A 22,600-nucleotide genomic window follows, 5' to 3' on the forward strand; every position below is an offset into this window, starting at 1 on the left:
TTTATTGATCTATCCTCAATCATAGATAGGCGGAAAATTGAGGAAAACAATGTAATGGGGTTCTCAGAAGTATCTAACCATCAAGGTAGTTCAAATTACCTGCAAGCGCCTCTTTCTCCTCTGTGCAGGAAAATAACCGCCTGGGTTTTTGCCTCGATTGTCACTATCGAAATCATTATTCTATTTTTCTCGTACCAAAGTCAGGAAAAAAAGCTCTTAGCTGCCTTGGAACACACGGGACACATCGCAGTTACATCGGCGTTCTCAAGTGATCATCACCTGCATGGTGTGAAAGATACAACCGATCCTGTTGAAATTTTCGGGTTAAATGACATTATTGGGGTCACTGTCTTTGAAAATCACAAAGAAGTCCTTTCTGCGGGACAAAGGCCTGTCATTCCCTCGGAACACATAAAAGAAAACGATGTATTTCGCCATGAAACAGAAGAAACCTCTTCATATAACTTTGGATGGAAAGTAGGTAAAGGACATCATGGCTCCCAAATAGTTTACATCAGAATGAACACCCAAGCTGTAACAAAAGAATTAGACGCCTTTGTGTTAAGAATATTCGGGCTGGTTCTGATTATCTCTCTTTTTGTCACTTCGATGACAATGTTCGTTCTTTGGATCTTTGTTCTCCGCCCCATACTAAATCTTAGAAGTATGTGTCATGCCCCCTATAGCTCAAATTGTATAAATAACCTTCCTGTCCGACAACTGGAACGCAACGACGAAATGGGTGATCTTTTCCGCTCATTTAAAGCAATGACCCTGGATATACAGCAAGCTGCAAGAGCTTCACGTAATGTTCAAAACCTTCTAGAAGAACAAATTATTCAACGAACCGCAGAGCTGGAGCAACTTAATCAAAAATTAAGCCAACAAGTTAAAACAACACAACAATCAGAATCACGTTTTCGGATGTACGCCCAAAGTGCTGCAGACTGGTATTGGGAAATGGATGCCGACTTAAGGTTTTCATTTCTTTCAGAACGATTTCAGAACGTAACGGGTGTATCGCCCGAATTACTTTTAGGAAAAACCCGCCAAGAAACAGGTATCCCTGATGTCGACCCGGATCTCTGGGAAAAGCATCTTCAGTGCCTGAAAGAACACAAACCATTTCGAAATTTTATTTACCCCAGAGCCAAAGATACCGGACAAACAGCTTGGCTTTCTATAAACGGAGAGCCCGTTTTTGACGATAATGGCGTTTTCCATGGTTATCAGGGGACTGGTGTAAATATAACAGAGAGAAAAGAAGCAGAAGAACGCACTGAAAAAGCAAGTAAAGCCAAATCAGAATTTCTATCATCCATGAGCCATGAACTGAGAACCCCCCTGAATTCAATTCTTGGTTTTAGCCAACTGATTGATGACGACGAGACCCCATTAAACGATGAGCAAAAATTATGTATTTCAAACATAACAAAAGCCGGAAATCATCTTCTCGAACTGATAAATCAAATTCTTGATCTATCCAAAATAGAGGCTGGCTCGGTTACATTTAACCCTGAACATTTTTACCCAAGAGAGGTATTCAAAGAGTGCTTGGAGATGTTCAGAGGCAAAGCAGGGGAACGTTCCATAACCATGCGCGGGATACAGGAATCAGACAAAGGCATCCTCCTAGATCGTTTCAGATTCAAACAAATCGTAATCAACTTTCTCTCCAATGCGATCAAATATGCACCCGAAGGCAGCGATGTTGTCTTTGGTTGTCAGGATCTGCCTGAAGACAGAATTTATATTTATGTTACCGATAGTGGTCCCGGTGTACCGGAAAGTATGATCCCGGAGCTTTTTACACCTTTCGAAAGGCTCCATCACAAAGGCTCTGAAATTGAAGGAACCGGCATTGGCCTCGCAATTTCAAAAAAGCTGGCTGTAGAAATGGGCGGAATCATTGGATACCACAACAAAGAGAAGAACAATTCAACTTTCTGGCTGGAGTTCCCGACATCCTCGGTTCCTTCCAATTCTGAAGAAGTTTCCATACAACATGCCTGATAAACAATCCCCCGGAAATATCCCTCATGATTTTCAAAGCAGAGATGCAACGATGAAGTTAATGCCTGAAATAATAAACAAGAGCCGCTTTGCCGCAAAAATTCTGATCGTTGATGATAAACTGGCAAATATACAACTATTGGAAATGATTCTCAAAAAAGAGGGCTACCAAAACGTAACTAGTCTGACTGATTCCCGGTTAGTTGTTGATCATCACAACGCACATGACTTCGACCTGATATTACTTGATGTCAGAATGCCATACATGGATGGCTTTGAAGTCATCCAACACTTATCGTTACAAATACAGGATGATTATCTACCTGTTCTGGTTTTTACTGCTCAGCAGGACGAAGAAACCAGATTCAAAGCCTACCAACTTGGCGCAAGGGATTGCATTGTAAAACCATTTGATCGCAAAGAAGCATTACATCGAATACGCAACACACTGGAAGTGCGTATGCTTCACAAACAGATCAAAGAACAAAACGCGCAGCTTGAAGAACGGGTTCAAAAAAGAACGCAGGAGCTGATGCATTCCAGAGATGCTGCCGAAACTGCAAACAAAGCCAAAACAACTTTTCTGGCTAATATGAGCCATGAACTTAGAACCCCCCTGAACGGAATTATTGGCTTTTCAGAAATAATGGAAGCCCAATTGTTTGGCGATCTTGGAAACGACCGCTATCTGGAATACGCAAGTGATATCAAAAAAGCAGGACAACATCTACAGGATATCATTGGAAATGTTCTTGATATTTCACGTATCGAAAGTGGTAATTATGAGTACCATTTCTCTACCGTTAATATTCCGGATATCCTTTACACATGCATATCCATGCTCAAACATCGCGCGGAAAAGCAAAAAATTTCGATTGATGTTAATTTCTCTCAAACAGCAACAAACATCACTGCTGATAAAACCCTCTTGAGGCAAACCGTTCTCAACTTGCTATCGAACAGCGTAAAATACACACCGGCCAATGGACAAATAACTGTCACAACAGAACAGGATTTGGACTCCACGACAATCTGCATAACCGATACAGGCAAAGGTATATCCAAGGAAGATATGGGCAAAGTTCTCGAACCCTTTGGACAATCAAGAGAGAATGCTGAGATTGCTCATGAAGGTGTTGGGTTAGGACTTTTCCTCGCAAAATCCTATACCGAGTTGCAAGATGGAGAATTGATCCTGCAAAGTGAACTCGGAGAAGGAACAAGCGTAAGCCTAAAGTTTCCCACGCCACAATAGTTCATGATAAGAGTCAACTGGATCAAAATAATGCAGATATTTCATTGGCAAAGGCTCGCAATTGCCGCCCGAGAACATCACGTTCTTTCTGGCCTAGTCTGTTCATCGGAAAAGCAATTGCCAAACTCCCAACAGGTTGCCCACCGGAACTGGTAAAAGCAGCAGCAATCCCGGCTGCTCCTTCGTATGTTTCCTCGCTTGAAACTGCATAGCCCTGTGAACGAATTGTCTCTATATTTTCTTTAAGTAGCTTCTTTTCTACGAATGTTTGCGATGTAAAAGCTTTGAGTTTCCCCTTGAGATAACCATCCACCAATTCATCCGACAGACAGGCCAGTATTGCTCTTGGTGCCGCCCCTGCATGCAACGGAAAACTTGCGCCGACTTCCTCAAACACCCGAAGTCCGCCACCACGACTTTCAATCTGATTGATGCAGACAACACGATTTGAAGCCTTATCAAACACCGTTAAAATGATGGTCTCGGATGTTATCTTTGCCAGCTTGTCCAGTATAGGTTGACAGATAGCAGAGATATCAAATCCTACCATGGCCCTTTGTCCTAAATTAATCGCTGCCATGCCCAAACTATAGCGTCCCGTTTTGGGGATTTCGGCAAGATAACCTGTTTCAACCAAATAACGAACAAGCCTGCTCACAGTAGAACGACTCATCCCGGTTTTCCCGATTATCTCACTCTGGGACCAATTAACCTGATCTATCTGAAACAGATTCAAGAGCTCGAAAGCCTTGTGTAATAAGCCAACCCCGGTTTGAGCCGGGGTTAGGGATGGGGTTTGAATAGATTTAGATTGTTGCTTGACATCCACAGATAACAAATCCCAATATATAGTAATAAATCTTACAATTTGGGATTATATAATTAAATTCATGTCGATGGCAAAACTTTACGACAAGCAAGATCCCTAAGATAAGATAAGCCAAGCCATACAAATAAAAGGACACTTTATAAAATGCCCTGGATTGAAACGGTTCCTTACGAAGAATCAGATGGAAAACTTCGTCGCCTCTATGATCGGGTAAAAGGTCCTGACAATAACGTCGATAATATCATGATGATGCATTCGCTTCGCCCCCACAGCATGGAAGGACATATGGCGATTTATAAATATGTCCTGCACCATACCGGTAACACCATCCCAAAATGGTTCCTGGAAACGCTGGGCGTATGGGTTAGCTCACTAAATGATTGTGGCTATTGTGTTGATCATCACTTCGGCGGACTTTGCCGTCTATTGCAGGACGATGAAAAAGCTGCTGGTATTAGAAAAGCTATCGATAGTCGTAACATTGACATTGCCCCGTTAGATGACAAACAAAAGCTCGCCATGGCTTATGCCGAAGCACTAACCATGTCCCCCGCAAGCACGACCGAAGAAATGATCAAAGCCATGAGAAATGCGGGTTATAGCGACGGAGAGATTCTTGAAGTTAATCAAGTATCCTCTTACTTCAACTATGCGAACCGAACTGTACTGGGCCTTGGTTGCTCAACAAAAGGTGATATCATAGGTCTATCGCCAAACAATTCTGATGATCCCGACGATTGGTCTCACACCTGAGATCATAAGTGTTAGCCCGACACCATGAATACTGAAAATATAAATCCAGTAGTATACACAACAGATAATATAAAATTGGCTTCCCCCGTCCCGTTAAGTATATAACAGCAATCTAAAAAATTTCATTAGACCTATGGGATATACGGATGGGAACTGAGGGAAAGCCAACAAATCAACGTGCGCGGGGACTGGAACGTGCCTTTGATATCCTCGATCTCATCCGGCGTGAAAACCGCGCCATGCGGCCCAACGAAATTGCCAAGTTGATGGGCGCGCCGCGCTCCTCCGTTTATGAACTCGTACATCTGTTGCTAAATATGAACGTGCTGGAAAATAACGGCAGCGATGGTCAGGTTTTCCTTGGTAGTCGTCTTTATTTCTTAGGGCGCGCCTATAATGACAAGATTGATCTGTACCAGCGCATAGAAAACACACTCAGCAATATCGTCGAACAAACAAGCGAAACCGCGCAGTTCTGTAAACTGGAAGACAACAAATACATCGTCGCCTTGATGAAAGAAGGTAATCGTCCCTTCCGGATTTCAGCCAATCTCGGCGAATTAGTGCCTGTTCCCAGCACAGCTTCTGGCCGTCTGCTCGTCGGACATCTTTCTGATCAAGAGATTATCGACTTTCTGGATAAAGATGATTTCATTTTACCCAACGGCGAAACCATATCACCTGACAACTTCATCGCCGAAGTTCGACAGGCTACTCAGGACGGGCACTACACCTTTGACAGTATCGTTGATACCTTCACTCATTGCTTTGCTGTTCCTGTAAAAGATGCCCAATCCACCTGCATTGCCACACTCTGCCTCGTTACGCCCAGAGAAGATGGCCACCGCAACAAGGACGCCTATCTGGTCAACCTCAAAGCCGCCGCAACTGAACTGGAAGCACAGTTGAACACTGACTTTTAAAGCCCTCTTCACCCTATTCTTCTGAACACCACATTCCATAAAGCACGCAGCACATATTCAAGCTGACTTGCATGGCACTCTTGCGTGGCACTTGCGTCCGCAAAATAATGTCGTATTATCTAAATTCCAAAAAAACATATATATGTCTATTATTTTGGACATACCTTTAAAAGAGAGAAACAATGATTAAACGCTTTCAAGTTGGTAGCCGCATGAGCCAGGCCGTTTCCTACAACGGATTTGTTTATATCGCGGGTCAGGTGGCCGAAGACAGATCGGCTGATCTGGAAACACAGACACGTTCTGTATTACAAAAAATCGAAGACCTCCTTGCCGAGGCCGGAACGGACAAATCAAAGATATTGGCAATTGACGTCTTCCTGCCAGCTATTGCTGATTTTGACAAAATGAACTCCGTTTATGACGCTTGGATTGATCCTAAAAATCCACCCGCACGTGCCTGTGTCGAAGCACGTTTAGCTGATCCGATGATCCTTGTTGAAATGACAGCTGTCGCCGCCGTATAAGGCTGTAATAATAAAGCTTCAACAAAGAGCGGGGAGACAGAAATGCGTCATTCGATGTGGGCTTATCCTTGGGATCTTCAGGATCTTGGACTGGACACGACCTATCATGACTACCAACAACTGGCGGGTGTCAATGGCATCAGTCTGGCTGTCTCCTACCACGCCGGGCGTTTTCTCCAGCCCCGCAGCCCCAAGAGAAAAAGCTACTACCCCGAAGACGGAACGATCTATTTCAATCCTGACGAAAAGCTCTGGGGGGATAAAGAAATCCAACCTCTTGTTGCAAAAAATCTGCACGAATCAGGCGATATGCTCTCGCCTATCATTAACGACAGAAAGTATCACGGGTTAAGCGTTTCCTGCTGGACAGTTTGCCTGCACAACAGTCGTTTGGGCTTTAAATATCCCGAACACGTTGCTCGTAACGCCTTTGGCGACCCCAGTTACTATAGCCTCTGTCCAAATAGCGATGCCGTGCGAGACTATGCGACAACCCTTGTTGCAAACCTGACCCACAGCTACAGACCAGATATGGTCGAGCTGGAGACTATCGGCTTTATGGGTTTTGATCACGGCTACCACCATGAAAAAGACGGCCTTGGCCTCACCGCCGAAGATGACTTCCTTCTTTCAATCTGCTTTTGTGATCACTGCGTCAAAGCCGCACAAAATGAAGACGTAGATGCACTTACAGCTAAAGAAGATGTCAAAGATTTGATCTCTCAGGCCTGTAACAGGGAAACACCTGAAGAACAGTTCCCGCAGTTCCCAGAACAAAAGCTCGAATCTTTCAAAAATCACATAGCGCTCTACGCGTTTTTGCAATGGCGGACCCAAGCACCGACAAAAATTGTCCAAAGCATAAAAGAAGCCGCCCACCCCGATAGTAAGATCGTGGTTATCGAAGGTGAAAATTCTTGGCGAGACGGCGTTGATATTCAAGCGATTGGCCAAGCCTGTGATGGCGTTATCATCTGTGCCTACACAGCAACAGAAAACCAGACCCTGGACATTCTCACCACAACACGAACTCACCTGGGGCCTGACAAATACCTTGGATTGGGGGCAAGCCTGTTCCACGATCAAACACCAAGCCGACAAAATCTATCAGAACGCATAGGAGCCGCCGTCAAGGCTGGTGCCGATGGCATAAATTATTACAATTATGGCCTCGTGCCAGAAGCACGTCTTGGCTGGATAAAATCAAGTATCGGAATTTGAGTAAAACAATGCCATTATTTTAATTAAGATATTGAACAAACCATCACAGCACTTAAATACTTCAATAGCTTAACCTAGATTTCATCCAAAAGGACCAGTATTCAAATGGCAGCTTATCTCATCGTCGATACTAAAATCAGCAACCCGGACGAGTACGAAACCTATAAAGCCCAGGCGAGGCCGATTGTCGAGAAGTTCGGCGGCATCTATCGCGCCAGAGGCGGTGAGATGGATACTTTTGAATCAGATCTCTGGACACCCACACGCATTGTGATCGTCGAGTTCCCTGACATGCAGACTGCCCGAAACTTCGTCAACAGCGAAGAATACGCCCCGGTGAAAAAAATCCGCCGCAGAAATGCCGAATGTACCTTCCTACTCGTAGATGGCATCTAACAAAAACATCGTTCCACAACGATTAAGGGCTGCTGAATAACTTCATTCAGCAGCCCTTAATTATTTAATCTCTATCGTCGCGATCAAATCGGCGTCACAACCAATCAGGCCAAAGAATTTAGTTACGCAAGGCGATCAACAATCGCCATTTTTTCGCCAGCAACCTGAAGATCTTCCAGCCATTTCTTGGCAACCGTCACATCACTCGGTGCAGCAGACACACCAGGGGCAATTTCACCTTTCAAAACGGCCTCGACAGCATAGCTGACGGGCGTTGATACCAGACGGGCCATCGCTGTGTGATTATCATCGCCATAGGCATCCATGACATATGACTTGTTGTACACCTGCTCTCCATTGCGTTCTGCCCACAAATCAACAGAAAGAACAACACGGTCATGTTCGCCTTCTACCAGCGCATACTTATCCCAAAGGTCAGCAGAGATCTCAGCAAGGCGCTTGTCCCCGGCCTCGCCTTCCAGTGTTTCAATTTCCCTGAATAGATCTGACCACGCAGTGGACCAGCCGCCATAGCGTAAGGTACCGCGCACAAACTGCTGCACATTCCAGTCCTTGCCAAAACCGTATTCATCCATGAACGGATAGGAATCGCGGTTTGGATAGACTTCAAAAGTTTCAGACCCTTTTTCCAGATCAATTTCATAGGATTCAACCGCATCCCATGGTCGGTTGACGTCATAGACGTTGCCATCACGCAAACTTTTCGACGGCGAGCGCAGGGCTTTGAGAACGCCCAGCGGTGCCCAACTGAATTTATAACAAAAATCGTTTGGTTTTTCGGACAGGCCCCCGCAATAAGATCTGAAATAATGCGCATTGCCTTTGGCAAAGGCTGGTGAGTTTTTGTAATCATCCATCAACACATGCGCCATCAGATGATCAATCCCCGGGTCAAGACCGACTTCATTAACCAGCGTCAGCCCCTTTTCTTTCGCAACAGCATCCAAGGCGCGCATTTCAGGCGCAATGTAAGAACTGGATACAAAGTTCGCCCCGGCATTCAGGCACATCTGCGCAACAGCAACGTGGAAATCCCCTGGTAGCATTGAAACCGCCAGATCACCTTTCTTCAAATCGCTTTCCAATGCCTCTAGACTGAAAGCCTTGATATCAAAATCACCGCTCAGCCCCTTTGTCGCATCCTGCGCCTTTTCAACTGTACGATTCCATACCGTTACACTCTGGCCCCGTTCGATCAGACGTCGAATACCCGGTACCGTTGAAAGGCCAGCCCCCAGCCAATGAATACGCGCCATTTTTTATTCCCTTATTTATCCAGCGATGTTTTTATTTGTTGTGACCTCTCTACACCAAGAAGGCAATCATTTGAAGATATAAGGTCTCAGTCTTTTAAATTAGCCGCTTTCGTCTTAATTTCAGTGCTGCAATCAATAAAGATCTCGCTCAGATCACATAAACTTCACAAAGCGTTTGACTCTCGCGCAAGCAGAGCTATATTCCAGCATCACTGGCTGCCCGGATTCCGTGCGGCCATGTATGCATGAATAGAATGCCTAATTTAACAGCTAAGTGACCGATAAACATGTTCGCAGTAATCAAAACCGGCGGTAAACAGTACAAAGTCCGTAAGGACGACGTTCTGGTCGTCGAAAAAATCAATCTGGAAGCTGGTGCTTCTGTTGATTTCGATTCAGTTCTAATGATCGGTGACGATGAGAAGGCAACCATCGGCGCGCCTGTAGTGGACGGCGCCATGGTCAAGGCTGATGTGGTTGAACAGACACGTGGCGACAAAGTCGTCATCTTCAAAAAGAAGCGTCGTAAGAACCATCGCCGTAAAAACGGCCATCGCCAGGATCTCACTGTCATCAAGATCACTGACATTCTCGCCGATGGCGCTAAGAAGCCTGCTGAAAAAGCAGCCGCTCCTAAAGCCAAAGCAGCAGACGCAGACACTGCGGAGAAAAAAGAAGCTCCAAAGAAGAAAGCGGCTCCTAAAGCTAAGGCTGAACCAAAGGCTAAAGCTGCTCCTAAAAAAGCAGCTCCTAAGAAAAAAGCAGCAGAGGAATAAGACCTCATGGCACATAAGAAAGCAGGCGGCTCATCCCGCAACGGTCGCGACTCAGCTGGTCGCCGCCTAGGTGTTAAAAAATTTGGTGGTGAGCACGTCGTATCAGGAAACATTCTGGTTCGTCAGCGCGGAACCAAGTTCCACCCCGGCACTAACGTCGGCATGGGCAAAGATCACACGATCTTTGCTACAGTTGAAGGTGAAGTTGTCTTTCGTCAAAGAGCTGGTGGACGCACATACATTTCTGTACAGCCGGCGGCCTAACGGCCCCGCCAACCAGTCCTTGTGTCTGGGTTGAAATGGTTTAGGGGGGGAATGGCAATCCATTCCCCCCTTTTCGTATTTAAATTTTCCACTTATATTCCAACTATATCGCAGTTTCATCTGCGACCATAGCTAACTCTGAATACCTATAGCGTTGCTATACCCGTCTATGTATGAATGACGCGGTTTTACGACGATAGAGAACAGGCACCACGATGAAGTTCCTTGATGAAGCCAAAGTTTTTGTAAAAAGCGGCGATGGCGGCGGCGGCTGCACCAGTTTCCGACGCGAAAAATACATCGAGTTCGGCGGCCCCAATGGCGGGGACGGTGGTCGTGGTGGCGATGTTATTATTCAGGGTGCTCACGGCCTGAATACGCTGATCGATTTCCGCTATGCACAACACTTCAAAGCAAAACGCGGCGAACATGGTCGTGGCAGTGACATGTTTGGTGCTGCAGCAAAACCCCTGATCATCAAAGTACCCGTTGGTACCGTTGTGCTTGGCGAAGATAAAGAACAGGTTATTTGTGACATCACCGAAGAAGGTCAGGAATTTGTGATCTGCAAAGGTGGCGATGGCGGCTTTGGAAATGCGCGCTTTAAAACATCAACAAACCGTGCCCCTCGTCGGTCTGACCCCGGTTGGCCTGGTGAAGAGATGTGGATCTGGCTCCGCCTGAAACTAATTGCGGATGTCGGGCTTGCTGGATTACCAAATGCAGGGAAATCAACCTTCTTGTCCGTTGTATCCCGCGCCAAACCAAAAATTGCTGACTATCCCTTTACTACGCTGCACCCCAACCTTGGTGTTGTCTATAGCCGTGGGGAAGAATTTGTCATTGCCGATATTCCCGGCTTAATCGAAGGTGCAAGCGAAGGCCACGGCCTTGGCACACGCTTTCTTGGCCACGTTGAGCGCTGTGGCGCCCTATTACATCTGGTTGACGGAACTTCTGACAGCTATCTCGAAGATTACAAAATCATTCGCGCCGAGTTGGAAGCCTATGGGGAAGGTCTGGATACAAAACCTTCCATTCTGGCACTCAACAAAATTGATGCCTTGGTCGAAGAAGAAGCCGCTGAAAGGCAAGCTGAATTGGAAGCTCTATCCGGGCAAAAAGTTTACCTTCTTTCCGGGATCAGCCAGGACGGTGTAAAAGAAGTTCTTGCTGACTTACTCGATCATATTATTGATGGTCGCGAAGAGGAACAGGAAGAGCTGGAAGCTGAACAAGGTCCGCAAGGCTATTCCCCTATCTAGTCGTGGTACAGATCTATGAGCAACATATCATCCAGGACAGGTTTATCTGCCGCTGAACATCTAAGATCCGCAAAACGCATTGTCATCAAAATCGGCTCGGCACTGCTGGTTGATGACAAGACAGGCAAACCGCGCCTGAACTGGCTCAATGCTTTGACAGATGATGTCGCAAACCTTCGCGCGCGCGGTGCAGAGGTCATGTTGGTTTCCTCCGGCGCGATTGCTGTCGGCAGAAATCATCTGGGATTGACCAAACAAAACCTGCGCCTTGAAGAGAAACAGGCCTCGGCAGCAACAGGACAAATTCTGTTAGCTCACGCCTACCAAGAAGCATTGGCCCGACACGATGTTACCGTTTCTCAGGTTCTCTTAACTCTTGGGGACACCGAAGAACGCCGCCGCCACCTGAACGCCAGAAACACACTAACAACCCTGTTGAGATTGGGCACTGTTCCGATCATCAACGAAAATGACACTGTGGCCACCAGTGAAATTCGTTTTGGCGATAATGACCGTCTGGCAGCACGGGTTGGTGCCATGGTTAATGCTGATCTGTTGGTGCTTCTTTCCGATATCGATGGTCTTTACACAGCCGATCCCAAACGTGACGAACATGCTGAATTTCTGCCTGTCGTCAGCGAGATCACGCCAGAAATTGACGCGATGGCTGGTGAAGCCCTTCCCGGCTATAGTTCAGGCGGCATGATCACCAAGATATCAGCGGCAAAAATTTCTGTCGGTGCTGGCTGCAACATGATTATTGCTAACGGTCATAAGCTTAATCCACTACAGAACATTATAGAGGGCAACAGAGCCACTGTTTTTGAAGCTTCTGTTGAACCCAAAACAGCCCGCAAACGTTATATCGCTGGTAGCCTGAAACCTTTGGGGTCATTGACCCTGGATGCTGGTGCTCTCAAAGCTTTGCAAAATGGCAAATCTCTGCTTCCAGCAGGCGTTACAGCTGTTGATGGAGAGTTTCAGCGCGGCGATGCGGTGTTGGTAAAATCACCGGATGGACGCGAAGTAGCCCGTGGGCTTGTCGCTTATTCAAACGGTGATGCCAGGAAAATTATTGGCCTGCAGTCGTCAGAAATTGAAGCACGATTAGGCTATCTAGGACGGGAAGAACTGATTCACAGGGATGATCTTGTCCTCAACTAAAAAAGCACAATATAATCAAATCTCTATTGAGACAAAACCAAAGTAGCAAAGAGAGCTGCAGCAAAACAGGAATGTAAGGATATGAGCGAACTGAAAGCGCAAATGGATCAGCTTGGACAAGCTGCAAAAACTGCCGCACAGGATCTGGCTCTGGCCCCGGCAGATGCAAAAAACAATGCATTGATTGCTGCCGCCAAAGCCATTCGCGCTCAACTGCCGACAATCCTTGAAGCCAATAATAAGGACATGATTGCAGCAGAAGCCAAAGGTATCAGCAGCGCAATGCTCGACCGCCTTGCTTTGGACAACGACCGTGTCGAAGCCATGGCCGCCGGCCTTGAAGCGATCGCCGCTTTCCCCGACCCCATCGGGAAGTCGCTCAAAAGCTGGGATCAACCCAACGGTCTTAAGTTTGAGCAAGTTTCTGTACCTTTGGGTGTGATCGGTATCATCTACGAAAGTCGCCCCAATGTAACCGCAGACGCAGGTGCTCTGTGCCTGAAAGCCGGAAATGCCTCTATCCTGCGTGGTGGCTCAGAAAGCTTTCATTCTTCCGGGGCCATTCTTGATTGCTTGCAAACAGGCCTGCAAGAAGCTGGCCTACCCGTTGCAGCAATACAGCGCGTCCCCACAACAGATCGCGCCGCAGTTGGTCACTTGCTAACCATGAACGACTATGTTGATTTAATCATTCCACGGGGTGGGCGTGGCCTTATTGAGCGCATTCAAACAGAGAGCCGTGTGCCTGTTCTCGCTCACCTTGATGGTCTTTGTCATACTTATCTGCATGAAGCGGCTGACCCAAAAATGGCTCTTGAAGTTGTTCTAAACGCAAAAATGCGCCGTACAGGTATTTGTGGCGCAACAGAGACTCTTCTGGTGGACGCCAACTATTCAGACGAAAATCTGAAACCAATTCTCAACGCCCTTATAGACAAGGGATGCGAAATCAGAGGCGATGCCAAAATCCAACAACTGGATAGTCGGGTAAAAGAAGCCTCGGCAGTAGATTGGGATACAGAATATCTGGACGCCATTCTTTCCGTCAAAAGAGTAGCAGATCAGAAAGAAGCAATTGCGCATATCAATCGCCATGGCTCTAACCATACCGAGGCTATTATCACCGCCAGCGATCAAGCTGCGGCCGCATTCCAACAGGAAGTTGATGCAGGTATCGTAATTCACAATGCCTCGACCCAGTTTGCCGATGGCGGACAGTTTGGCATGGGGGCCGAGATCGGTATTTCCACAGGGAAACTGCACGCCCGTGGACCCGTCGGGGCCTACCAATTGACAAGTTACAAATATCTTGTCCGTGGTACAGGCCATGCCAGACCTTAGTCGCAAAGCAGCACACAAAACGTAATGCTAAGCCAAAAACCACCCAGCCTGACCTTTACCAAGGTGCTTTGCCCGCAAAGTATCTCAAACAGTCTGGGTGGTCGCCTTCCCCCAAGGGGAAGTAAAATTGGTTTACTCGGAGGGTCGTTCAACCCTGCACACAAAGCACATTGCCAGATCTCCAAAGAAGCTCTTGTCCACTTGGGTCTCGATGAGATCTGGTGGTTAGTCTCGCCACAAAATCCCCTGAAAAACACTAACGGTATGGCCCCACTGGCCGATCGGGTCAACAGTGCCCTATCGATCTCCAAGCACCCAAAAGTGCGAGTTACGACAATCGAAAGCCAGATCAGATCGGTTTATACCGCTGATACCCTATCTCGTTTGAGACAGATATTTCCTTCGGTTGATTTCACATGGCTTATGGGCGCAGATAATCTAAGCCAAATTCCCCTTTGGCGCGATTGGCAAGATATATTCAACACCGTGAAAGTCGCCGTATTTGCACGCCCGGGATATTCTTTACAAGCAACCAATTCAAAAGCAGCACAACGCTTTAAGAGTGTCAGAGTTTCGGAGAAACTGGCAAGAAATCTGTCTTCACGCTCTGCCCCGGCCTGGACGGTCATTCATGGTCAACAGCTGGACATATCATCGACTGCGATCAGGAACGGGAAATACAAGGCATAACCTGCGCAGAGGATAAAATAACAAAGAAACAACGATTTTATCCCTTTAATGTAACGATGTTCATTAACATATAGAGTCGCGCACCTTTACTGTGCTAAGCTGACACTGTAAGACCCTTGTTCTGTATAGCGATAAGTACGGAACGTGTTAGTAACAATCTGTAGTGGGAAGTCGTGACCTCACGAGCAGATTCTTTTTACGGAGACCGATCATACCACGAGAATCTACGGCCCCAGAGGCCAATACACAGGATACCACGGGAAATAACCGTGACCTGCTTGAACTAGTTCGTAACTCTCTTGAGGATGACAAAGCAGAAGACATTGTCGTCATCGAACTTGCCGGAAAATCTAGCATTGCTGACTACATGGTCATTGCCAGCGGTAATTCAAACCGCATGGTTTCTGCCATGTCTGATCACCTTCTTCGCGGCCTTAAAGCTGCCGGCATGAAAAGTATCATCGCCGAAGGAAAAGATCGTGGTGATTGGGTGTTGGTGGATGCCGGGGATGTTGTTGTTCATCTTTTCAGACCTGAAGTCCGAGCTTTTTATAACTTGGAAAAGATGTGGGGTTTGGAACTACCTGAATCAGCTCAGCCCTTTGCATCAAAAGAAGCCTAATACAGGCCCTAACATAGGCTGAAAGCCGTAAACTAGAAGCGGGCAATGCGGATAACATTAATCGCTGTCGGAAAGGCCAAGGCCAGTCCGGCAAAGGATCTTTTTGAACTCTACTGCAATCGCCTGCGAGGCAACAGATTCAACTGGAGTCTTGATCTCAAGGAAGTGGAAGAAAAAAAGAACTTGCCTGCTGCACAATTAAAAGAACGTGAAGGCGACCTGCTCCTCGCCGCCGCGCCCAAGGGCGCAAGAATTGTCATTCTGGACGAAAAAGGAAAAGACCTTTCCAGTCCCCAATTCTCAAAGCTTCTCGAGAAATGGCAAGATAGTGGCGATCAGGATATTGCCTTCCTTATTGGCGGGGCAGACGGTCTTTCGGATACTGTAAAAGCCCGATCACAACAAAGTCTTTGTTTTGGGCGCCTGACTTGGCCGCACATGCTCGTACGGGGCCTTTTTGCGGAACAGGTATATCGTGCCTCCTGTATTCTAAGCGGGCACCCCTATCACCGGGAATAAAATCCGCCCGCATTCCCTTTGATAAGAGCCACCTTAATTTCCACGGTCCGATACTTTTCTTGCCCAAACACAAACAAGCCCGTGAAATTGTCTTAAAAGAAGGCTACATTGCCTTTCAAAATTGACACATAAATAAAAAACGACATGAAAATATTTGTGACAGGCTCCCTCACTCATTCATCTTTCATTCCCGGATAATTCAAGAACCGGATAAATATAATAAGTTAGAAGGTGCTACTTCCCGATGTCATCAGTTCAAAATAAGCCCAAGCCCGTTGTTCTTTGTATTCTCGACGGGTGGGGATTTCGTAAAGAAGATGATCACAACGCCATCAATCTGGCAAAAACGCCTCTTATTGATCGATTAAGCAAAGAAGTACCTTTGGGATATCTAGCCACCTGTGGCCTTGATGTTGGTTTGCCCACGGGACAAATGGGCAATTCGGAAGTTGGGCATATGAACATCGGGGCCGGGCGTGTTGTCATGCAATCACTGCCCCGTATTGACACCGCAATTCAGGACGGAAGCTTTGCCCAAAATCCTGCTTTGCTTGAAACAATGGCAAAGTTAAAAACAAGCGGCGGAACCGCGCATCTTCTGGGTGTTATTTCGAATGGTGGCGTCCACGGACACCAGGACCAAACGTCCTATCTTGCCAATATACTCAAGGCCGCCGGTATCCCCGTTATTGTTCATGCGATGTTGGACGGACGGGACACAGCCCCACAATCCGCAGCCGAGTTCCTAACAGCTTTCAGAGCAACAACACCCGGCGTTCAAATCGGAACTGTCCTCGGACGTTATTATGCAATGGATCGCGATAATCGGTGGGAGCGCGTTCAGAAAGCCTATGATGCCATCACGCAGTGTAAGGGAGAAACGGCCTCTTCCCCGGATCAAGCTGTCGCCAACAGCTACGCCAAGAAGATTTGGGACGAATTTGTCCTGCCCTGTGTGATTGATGGTTATGAGGGCATGAAAGATGGCGATGCACTCTTGATGACCAACTTCAGGGCAGATCGTGCCCGCCAGATACTCCACGCCTTTATTGATGATGATTTTTCAGGGTTCGAACGCCAGGTTCATCCCAAATGTTGTTCATACCTTGGCATGGTATCCTATTCTGATGCGCTCGCGAAAAAAATGGGGGTTATGTTCGCCCCAAGAGATTTAACAAAACCGCTTGGAGAAATCGTTTCCAAGGCCGGATTACGGCAACTTCGCATCGCTGAAACGGAAAAATATCCCCACGTAACCTACTTTTTCAACGGCGGTGTCGAAGATCCTTTGCCCGGCGAAGATCGTATTCTTGTACCGTCACCCAAAGTGGCAACCTACGACCTGCAACCCTCCATGTCGGCGCCAGAAGTAAATGAAAGACTTTGTGCAGCAATAAAAAGCGGCAACTATGAAATGTTGATCTGTAACTTTGCAAACTGCGATATGGTCGGGCACACGGGTGATCTACAGGCCGCGATAGAAGCCGCCGAAATTGTGGATAGCTGCCTACAGGATGTCTATCAGGCGACTCTCTCAATGGGTGGGCAACTACTGATTACAGCGGACCACGGCAATGCCGAAGAAATGATGGATCCAATCACAGGTTTGCCTCATACAGCACATACTTTGAATCCTGTTCCCATTTTATTAGTAAATGGTCCCGATAATGTTACCAAGATAGCAAATGGCCGCCTTGCGGACATTGCACCAACAATTCTAGACTTGCTAAATCTGGATCAACCTACTGATATGGATGGACAGTCGCTTATTAGACGTGATGACGATTAAACGTTAAAATATATTTATTTGAGGTTACAGTTGCCCAACGCTTTGCGCCCGCACACATTATCCCCCCATCACAGCTTCCTGCGAAGCTGTCTGGTGATGGTAACTGTAGCGGGCCTAAGCTTTGGCATGCCGTTTTCCGGTGTGGTACAAGCACAAGATGCAACGCAAAAACTCCTCACCCTTGAAGAGAAGACTGCAAAGAGTAAACAAGAAGCGAAAAGGCTTTCGGTAGAAGCGAAAAAACTCAACGCAGAGGTAAATGGTCTCAGACAGCAGCTGATTGCTTCTGCTAAAAAAGTACAGAATTACGAAAGCGATCTGACAGATATTGAAGAGACATTGATTTCACTGGAAGAAGACGCCGAGCATAAAAAAATCCGCCTTACAGAGAACCGCGCGAAACTCGGACATACACTATCTGCATTACAACGCATCGCCTTATTGCCCCCTGAAGCTTTGATCGCAGCTCCGGGGTCGCCCGTGGATACCGTCCGCAGCGCAATGCTCCTGAAAGTAGCTGTTCCAGAAATAGAGATTCGGGTGGAAAGCCTTCGGGATGATCTAGACGAACTTGCTGAATTAAAAAGCCGAATCGAAGATGAGCGCGCTGCCCTCCTCGCATCACAAAAATATATAAAGCGCGAACGCAAAGACCTGAACACCCTTTTAGATAAGAAGCAATCCCTACAATCGAAAGCACAGGCATCACAAAAATCTGTCAGCGCTAGGGTAAAGAAGCTCGCTCAACAAGCTCGCAGCATGAAAGATTTGGTAAAGAAACTCGAAGCAGAGCGTAAACGTTTAGCTTTAGTCGCTCAAAAACCAAAGCCAAAGCCTCAAAAAGTTCCGAACCAAACACAACAAACCTCTGTGCCGGAAAGCACACCACCAGTACAACAGACTGCAAAACTGACTATTGTACCTGATCCAGCTCAAATCCGGGAGTTTCCTTCTCGCCGAAAACGTGTCCTTTTGTACCCGGCTCGCGGAAGAGTGATTAGCAAATACGGTCAAAAAAGAGGAACAAATGAGTCCTATGACAAAGGTTTGGTCATTGCAACACGGCCTTCAGCACAAGTTATTGCCCCATTTGATGGTCGAATTGCCTATGCAGGAGAATTCCGTGGCTATGGACGCATCTTAATCATTGAACATTCTGGACGATATCATACACTATTGGCAGGCGTTGAAAGAATTGATGTAATTGAAGGACAATGGGTTTTAGCAGGAGAGCCTGTCGCACGTATGGGTGACAAGAAGCTGGAACATGCTGAAATTTACTTTGAATTACGTCAAGGCGGACAGCCCATCAATCCATCCCCGTGGATACTAACAAATAAAACGATTTCAAATCTCGATAAGGTGAACGGTTAATGCTCAGTTTCAAAAAAGTGCTCTTAACAACAGCTTTTGCTATTGCACTGCCTTCTGGCCTCGTGGCGGACTCAGCGGTTGATCCCCGGCGTGACACCTATCGACAGCTTGAATTGTTTGGCGATGTATTCGAACGAATCAAGGCAAATTACGTTGAAGAAGTATCCGACGAAGAACTGATCGAATCAGCTATTCACGGCATGTTAACCCGTCTGGACCCGCATTCCAGCTATCTAACACCAGACTCCTTCAAAGATATGCGAGTACAGACACGGGGTGAATTTGGTGGACTTGGTATCGAAGTCACAATGGAAAACGGCTTTGTAAAAGTTGTCTCACCAATTGATGATACTCCCGCTGCTCGTGCAGGCATTGAGGCAGGAGACTACATCACTCACCTTGATGACGAAGCTGTTCTGGGCTTAACCCTTCAAGAAGCCGTTGAAAAAATGCGCGGAAAAGTCGGCAGTGAACTGAAAATCACCATTAGTCGCGAAGGCGTTGATTCTTTCGACGTAACACTAGAACGCGATGTCATCAAAGTTCGATCCGTCCGTCACCGCATAGAAGATAACATCGGATATGTCAGGGTCTCTTCCTTTAACGAGCAAACAACTCCTGGTCTGGAAAAATCCATCAAGGCAATCCAAGACGAGCTTGGGGACAAAATGGTCGGCCTTGTATTGGATTTAAGGTTGAACCCCGGCGGTTTGTTGACCGAAGCGATTTCTGTATCTGATGCCTTCCTTGAACAGGGTGAGATTGTATCTACCCGTGGACGTGACAACAGCAATGCACAGCGTTTCAATGCCAGATCCGGCGACCTGATCAATGGTAAGCCTTTGGTTGTTCTGATTAATGGTGGTTCTGCCTCTGCTTCTGAAATTGTTGCTGGGGCTCTACAAGATCACCGACGTGCAATCATAATGGGGACACAATCATTCGGTAAGGGCTCGGTGCAAACAATTATGCCGTTGCTCGGAAATGGTGCGATGCGTTTGACAACCAGCCGTTACTATACGCCGTCTGGCAGGTCCATTCAGGCAGAAGGTATTGCGCCGGATATTATCGTTGAACAGGCCAAGATCGAAACGCTAGATACCAAAGGACAACGACGCGAGGCCGATCTACGAGGTGCGCTGGATAACAAAGGCGGCACAAACGGTACTAGTGATAAAAATGATGATGACAAGACAGACGAGGCTGCTAAGCCGCAAGATTACCAACTTGATCGCGCGTTGGATCTAATTCAGGGAATTGCTCTCTACAGCTCAAGCAACGGAGCAAGTAACTAAAACCCTTCGGGCAGATAACATCAGTTGGATCAACTGTGAACTGGAAAAAAATCTTACTTATAACCTGCTGGGCTGCATTGATTTCCTTAATTGGTGCAGCCGTCAGCTATACAATTCTTGGACCTCATGTTCCTTTGCCATACCAGTATGTTGAGGTGCAAAATCCTCAGGAAGGAGACAAAGAACATTCTGAGGATGAAGCATCTTCTGTTGATGACAATATCGCTCATGAAGAAAGTATAGATCCCAATTTAACACAGCTTGAAACGTCCTCTGATGCAGAAGAGACATCTGATGCAATAGAATCTCCCGCGACCACAACACAAGAAGAACCCGCCTCCTTGCATGAGGCGGAGAGTACAGCTGAACATGACAATAACGAAGCTGTGGGTGAGCCCCTCCAAGAAGAAGTTGCCTCACCAGAAAAGGCAGAAGATCACAGTTCCAGTACTGAAACGGTTCAAAACGGTGCCGGTTCTGAAGAATCATCCTCTATAAAGCCCTCTGAGGAAGACGAGCAAAATCATAGTCAGGAAACTGAGACGATAGCCACGGAAGAGAAAAAAGAGAGCACCGAAGAAGAAACAACACTTCCAACACAGAACACAGCTTCATCTGAATCACCCGAAGTAGCAGCTATAACCCCGTCTCCCTTCCCAAAGAACCCTCCGGTTTTCAGTACCGAACCAAGTTGGAAGCTCTATGGACAAAAAGTTCCTGCCGCTGATGGACGTCCCAGAATTGCAATCGTGTTAACCGGATTAGGTTTATCTCGTGCAGCAACAGAGGCCGCGATCAGGCAACTGCCAAGCACGATTACACTTTCCTTTACGCCTTATGCTAAAAATCTGGAAAGCTGGATTGCGCTGGCCCGCTCTATAAATCACGAAGTCATGCTCGATTTACCAATGGAACCTCTGACCTATCCATCAGATGACCCCGGGCCCCAAGCCCTGCTGACAGGCCGTCAACCAGAGGGCAATCTTAATAATCTGGCCTGGATCGCCAACAGAGGATCCGGGTATGTGGGAATGAGTGCGTATATGGGCAGTCGCTTTGTTACCTCAGAGCGACAAATGCGCCCCGTCATGGAGTACTTTAAAGATCACGGCCTTCTCTTCCTTGATAGCGGCGACAATGACTCAAGCTTGGTACCATCACTCGGAGAAAGTCTTGGTACCCCCGTTGCGGTGAATCAACGGGCAATTGACGAAGCACAACTGAGCAGACAGGCAATCGACGCTCGTTTAGCGCAAATTGAACGCATAGCAACTAAAAATGGCTACGCGATTGCAACGGGTCGCCCCTTTCCTGTCACATTGGAACGAATAGCAAAATGGGTAAGCACTATTGAAGAAAAAGGCTATCAATTAGTACCAATTACCGCTGTAATAGACGAAAGCTCGCTGACACCAGCACAAGAACCGCCGAGCTCAACCAATAGCACTGCTGTTCAATCAAACTAGAAAAAGAATAACCAAACCATGTCTGACGCTAGCTTAACAGATCGCGAGATAGAAGCTCTTCCCTACCGCCCATGCGTTGGCATTATGCTCCTTAATCAGGATAACCATGTCTTTGTGGCTCAGCGTATCGATAACCCCGGCGAAGCATGGCAAATGCCGCAAGGTGGTATAGATGAGGGCGAAGATCCTATGACTGCGGCCCTAAGGGAACTTGAGGAAGAAACAGGCACAGCTAAAGCGAGTTTAATTGCCGAAAGCCGAGACTGGTACGCTTACGATTTACCGCGAGACCTTGTGCCAAGAATATGGAAAGGCCAGTATCGGGGACAAAAGCAAAAGTGGTTTGTCTTTAAATTTGAAGGACAAGACGTCGATATTAACATCGACACCGAAATACCGGAATTTTCGGACTGGAAATGGGTAGAGATGAAATCTCTACCTGATCTCATCGTGCCCTTTAAGAAAAAATTGTATCAACAACTTGTAGATGAATTTATCCAATACGGATAGTCATTTGAAATAGGCATCACTCAGATCGACAACTTCAACGGATAGCATCGCTGCACCCGCGAGAGCTTGCGCCTTTATATCCATCAAAGCCTGCCCTAGCGTCTCTTTTTGTTGAGAACTACGCCCAGGCAGCAACTTCACTGTTGTATGTATATAAAGCTGTTTATCAGATCCCGTCTTAAAGTGATCGGAAGGAACAGCCCTAACCTTAATCGTTGTCGGATCAAATAAACCTGTATCAACCATTCCGCTAAACAGGTCGTCAACCAGACTGGATACATTAATTTGGTTCTGCAAAGGCGCAGCATATTCAACAATACAGTGAGGCATT

The 22,600-nt window shown here is 46.8% G+C and carries 22 protein-coding genes and 1 pseudogene; 20 read left to right on the forward strand and 3 right to left on the reverse strand.

The genetic code is table 11. The features are described 5' to 3' along the window. The first annotated feature begins 54 nt into the window (after positions 1-54). Positions 55-2,013 carry a sensor histidine kinase gene (locus WH96_RS21465; RefSeq protein WP_053005962.1) on the forward strand — a complete coding sequence of 653 codons (1,959 nt, stop codon included), beginning with the start codon at positions 55-57 and terminating at the stop codon, positions 2,011-2,013. Continuing rightward, entirely contained in the window at positions 2,006-3,268 is a 1,263-nt protein-coding gene (locus tag WH96_RS14610) for an ATP-binding response regulator (protein ID WP_053005965.1), read from the forward strand. Before WH96_RS21465 ends, WH96_RS14610 begins: the two co-directional genes overlap by 8 nt. Positions 3,269-3,290: 22 nt before the next feature. On the opposite strand, the gene WH96_RS14615 is transcribed toward WH96_RS14610, so the two are convergent. Beyond that, positions 3,291-4,097: an IclR family transcriptional regulator gene (locus WH96_RS14615; protein WP_047764932.1), complete on the reverse strand. Its 807-nt coding sequence runs from the start codon at positions 4,095-4,097 to the stop codon at positions 3,291-3,293. Between the two features lie 144 nt (positions 4,098-4,241). Between WH96_RS14615 and WH96_RS14620 the strand changes: the two genes are divergently transcribed. The 5 genes from WH96_RS14620 to WH96_RS14640 all read left to right on the forward strand — a co-directional run bounded on the left by WH96_RS14620 (position 4,242) and on the right by WH96_RS14640 (position 7,917). Further along, positions 4,242-4,850 (forward strand): carboxymuconolactone decarboxylase family protein, encoded by a 609-nt coding sequence (locus WH96_RS14620; protein WP_047764933.1) that lies wholly within the window; start codon positions 4,242-4,244, stop codon positions 4,848-4,850. A gap of 146 nt (positions 4,851-4,996) precedes the next feature. Further along, positions 4,997-5,773, forward strand: coding sequence for an IclR family transcriptional regulator (locus tag WH96_RS14625; RefSeq protein WP_047764934.1), 777 nt, complete (start codon positions 4,997-4,999; stop codon positions 5,771-5,773). A gap of 182 nt (positions 5,774-5,955) precedes the next feature. Beyond that, a complete protein-coding gene (locus tag WH96_RS14630; protein WP_047764935.1) occupies positions 5,956-6,300 on the forward strand; it encodes a RidA family protein in 345 nt (114 codons plus the stop codon). Positions 6,301-6,342: 42 nt separating this feature from the next. After that, positions 6,343-7,521 (forward strand): hypothetical protein, encoded by a 1,179-nt coding sequence (locus WH96_RS14635; protein ID WP_047764936.1) that lies wholly within the window; start codon positions 6,343-6,345, stop codon positions 7,519-7,521. Positions 7,522-7,626: 105 nt separating this feature from the next. After that, on the forward strand, positions 7,627-7,917 hold the full coding sequence (locus WH96_RS14640) for a DUF1330 domain-containing protein (RefSeq protein ID WP_047764937.1): 291 nt from the start codon (positions 7,627-7,629) through the stop codon (positions 7,915-7,917). Positions 7,918-8,039: 122 nt separating this feature from the next. On the opposite strand, the gene WH96_RS14645 is transcribed toward WH96_RS14640, so the two are convergent. After that, the gene (locus tag WH96_RS14645; RefSeq protein ID WP_047764938.1) at positions 8,040-9,194 is read right to left on the reverse strand and encodes a saccharopine dehydrogenase family protein; all 1,155 of its coding nucleotides are present in this window, start codon (positions 9,192-9,194) and stop codon (positions 8,040-8,042) included. A 287-nt stretch (positions 9,195-9,481) separates the two neighbouring features. Here WH96_RS14645 and rplU point away from each other — a divergent pair. The 13 genes and pseudogenes from rplU to WH96_RS14710 all read left to right on the forward strand — a co-directional run. Further along, positions 9,482-9,790: pseudogene (gene rplU / locus WH96_RS22565) on the forward strand (50S ribosomal protein L21); the annotation flags it as partial. A gap of 186 nt (positions 9,791-9,976) precedes the next feature. Beyond that, the gene (rpmA, locus tag WH96_RS14655) at positions 9,977-10,234 is read left to right on the forward strand and encodes a 50S ribosomal protein L27 (RefSeq protein WP_047764940.1); all 258 of its coding nucleotides are present in this window, start codon (positions 9,977-9,979) and stop codon (positions 10,232-10,234) included. A 215-nt stretch (positions 10,235-10,449) separates the two neighbouring features. After that, on the forward strand, positions 10,450-11,499 hold the full coding sequence (obgE, locus tag WH96_RS14660; RefSeq protein ID WP_047764941.1) for a GTPase ObgE: 1,050 nt from the start codon (positions 10,450-10,452) through the stop codon (positions 11,497-11,499). Positions 11,500-11,514: 15 nt separating this feature from the next. Continuing rightward, the gene (proB, locus tag WH96_RS14665; protein ID WP_047764942.1) at positions 11,515-12,663 is read left to right on the forward strand and encodes a glutamate 5-kinase; all 1,149 of its coding nucleotides are present in this window, start codon (positions 11,515-11,517) and stop codon (positions 12,661-12,663) included. A gap of 81 nt (positions 12,664-12,744) precedes the next feature. Beyond that, a complete protein-coding gene (locus WH96_RS14670) occupies positions 12,745-14,004 on the forward strand; it encodes a glutamate-5-semialdehyde dehydrogenase (RefSeq protein ID WP_047764943.1) in 1,260 nt (419 codons plus the stop codon). 24 nt (positions 14,005-14,028) lie between these two features. Next, complete coding sequence (locus WH96_RS14675) at positions 14,029-14,694, forward strand: nicotinate-nucleotide adenylyltransferase (RefSeq protein ID WP_082130505.1); 666 nt, start codon at positions 14,029-14,031, stop codon at positions 14,692-14,694. A gap of 163 nt (positions 14,695-14,857) precedes the next feature. Continuing rightward, positions 14,858-15,316 carry a ribosome silencing factor gene (gene rsfS, locus WH96_RS14680; protein ID WP_342667246.1) on the forward strand — a complete coding sequence of 153 codons (459 nt, stop codon included), beginning with the start codon at positions 14,858-14,860 and terminating at the stop codon, positions 15,314-15,316. A 45-nt stretch (positions 15,317-15,361) separates the two neighbouring features. After that, positions 15,362-15,835, forward strand: a complete 474-nt coding sequence (gene rlmH / locus WH96_RS14685; RefSeq protein ID WP_047764944.1) for a 23S rRNA (pseudouridine(1915)-N(3))-methyltransferase RlmH — start codon at positions 15,362-15,364, stop codon at positions 15,833-15,835. Positions 15,836-16,079: 244 nt separating this feature from the next. After that, positions 16,080-17,624 carry a 2,3-bisphosphoglycerate-independent phosphoglycerate mutase gene (gpmI, locus tag WH96_RS14690; RefSeq protein ID WP_047764945.1) on the forward strand — a complete coding sequence of 515 codons (1,545 nt, stop codon included), beginning with the start codon at positions 16,080-16,082 and terminating at the stop codon, positions 17,622-17,624. Positions 17,625-17,720: 96 nt separating this feature from the next. Next, on the forward strand, positions 17,721-18,998 hold the full coding sequence (locus WH96_RS14695) for a murein hydrolase activator EnvC family protein (RefSeq protein WP_047764946.1): 1,278 nt from the start codon (positions 17,721-17,723) through the stop codon (positions 18,996-18,998). Continuing rightward, the gene (locus tag WH96_RS14700) at positions 18,998-20,293 is read left to right on the forward strand and encodes a S41 family peptidase (protein ID WP_047764947.1); all 1,296 of its coding nucleotides are present in this window, start codon (positions 18,998-19,000) and stop codon (positions 20,291-20,293) included. The genes WH96_RS14695 and WH96_RS14700 overlap by 1 nt, the downstream gene beginning before the upstream one ends. A 35-nt stretch (positions 20,294-20,328) precedes the next feature. Then, positions 20,329-21,759 (forward strand): divergent polysaccharide deacetylase family protein, encoded by a 1,431-nt coding sequence (locus tag WH96_RS21470; protein WP_053005967.1) that lies wholly within the window; start codon positions 20,329-20,331, stop codon positions 21,757-21,759. An 18-nt stretch (positions 21,760-21,777) separates the two neighbouring features. Next, positions 21,778-22,269 carry an RNA pyrophosphohydrolase gene (locus WH96_RS14710; protein WP_047764948.1) on the forward strand — a complete coding sequence of 164 codons (492 nt, stop codon included), beginning with the start codon at positions 21,778-21,780 and terminating at the stop codon, positions 22,267-22,269. Here the strand turns inward: WH96_RS14710 and WH96_RS14715 are convergent, their stop codons facing one another. Next, entirely contained in the window at positions 22,270-22,599 is a 330-nt protein-coding gene (locus tag WH96_RS14715) for a 5-carboxymethyl-2-hydroxymuconate Delta-isomerase (protein ID WP_047764949.1), read from the reverse strand. Position 22,600 lies beyond the last annotated feature (1 nt).

Source organism: Kiloniella spongiae (assembly GCF_001026905.1).
Classification (GTDB): domain Bacteria; phylum Pseudomonadota; class Alphaproteobacteria; order Kiloniellales; family Kiloniellaceae; genus Kiloniella; species Kiloniella spongiae.

Excerpts from the sequence above, each read along its gene's own strand:
- WH96_RS14630 (WP_047764935.1), top strand. The coding sequence starts at position 5,956 with ATGATTAAACGCTTTCAAGTTGGTAGCCGCATGAGCCAGGCCGTTTCC.
- gpmI (WP_047764945.1), top strand. The coding sequence starts at position 16,080 with ATGTCATCAGTTCAAAATAAGCCCAAGCCCGTTGTTCTTTGTATTCTC.
- WH96_RS14710 (WP_047764948.1), top strand. The coding sequence starts at position 21,778 with ATGTCTGACGCTAGCTTAACAGATCGCGAGATAGAAGCTCTTCCCTAC.
- WH96_RS14715 (WP_047764949.1), bottom strand. The coding sequence starts at position 22,599 with ATGCCTCACTGTATTGTTGAATATGCTGCGCCTTTGCAGAACCAAATT.
- WH96_RS14670 (WP_047764943.1), top strand. The coding sequence starts at position 12,745 with ATGAGCGAACTGAAAGCGCAAATGGATCAGCTTGGACAAGCTGCAAAA.
- WH96_RS14635 (WP_047764936.1), top strand. The coding sequence starts at position 6,343 with ATGCGTCATTCGATGTGGGCTTATCCTTGGGATCTTCAGGATCTTGGA.
- obgE (WP_047764941.1), top strand. The coding sequence starts at position 10,450 with ATGAAGTTCCTTGATGAAGCCAAAGTTTTTGTAAAAAGCGGCGATGGC.
- WH96_RS14620 (WP_047764933.1), top strand. The coding sequence starts at position 4,242 with ATGCCCTGGATTGAAACGGTTCCTTACGAAGAATCAGATGGAAAACTT.
- WH96_RS14700 (WP_047764947.1), top strand. The coding sequence starts at position 18,998 with ATGCTCAGTTTCAAAAAAGTGCTCTTAACAACAGCTTTTGCTATTGCA.
- rlmH (WP_047764944.1), top strand. The coding sequence starts at position 15,362 with ATGCGGATAACATTAATCGCTGTCGGAAAGGCCAAGGCCAGTCCGGCA.
- WH96_RS14675 (WP_082130505.1), top strand. The coding sequence starts at position 14,029 with ATGCTAAGCCAAAAACCACCCAGCCTGACCTTTACCAAGGTGCTTTGC.
- WH96_RS14640 (WP_047764937.1), top strand. The coding sequence starts at position 7,627 with ATGGCAGCTTATCTCATCGTCGATACTAAAATCAGCAACCCGGACGAG.
- WH96_RS14645 (WP_047764938.1), bottom strand. The coding sequence starts at position 9,194 with ATGGCGCGTATTCATTGGCTGGGGGCTGGCCTTTCAACGGTACCGGGT.
- proB (WP_047764942.1), top strand. The coding sequence starts at position 11,515 with ATGAGCAACATATCATCCAGGACAGGTTTATCTGCCGCTGAACATCTA.
- WH96_RS21465 (WP_053005962.1), top strand. The coding sequence starts at position 55 with ATGGGGTTCTCAGAAGTATCTAACCATCAAGGTAGTTCAAATTACCTG.
- WH96_RS14610 (WP_053005965.1), top strand. The coding sequence starts at position 2,006 with ATGCCTGATAAACAATCCCCCGGAAATATCCCTCATGATTTTCAAAGC.
- rpmA (WP_047764940.1), top strand. The coding sequence starts at position 9,977 with ATGGCACATAAGAAAGCAGGCGGCTCATCCCGCAACGGTCGCGACTCA.
- WH96_RS14695 (WP_047764946.1), top strand. The coding sequence starts at position 17,721 with ATGGTAACTGTAGCGGGCCTAAGCTTTGGCATGCCGTTTTCCGGTGTG.
- WH96_RS14625 (WP_047764934.1), top strand. The coding sequence starts at position 4,997 with ATGGGAACTGAGGGAAAGCCAACAAATCAACGTGCGCGGGGACTGGAA.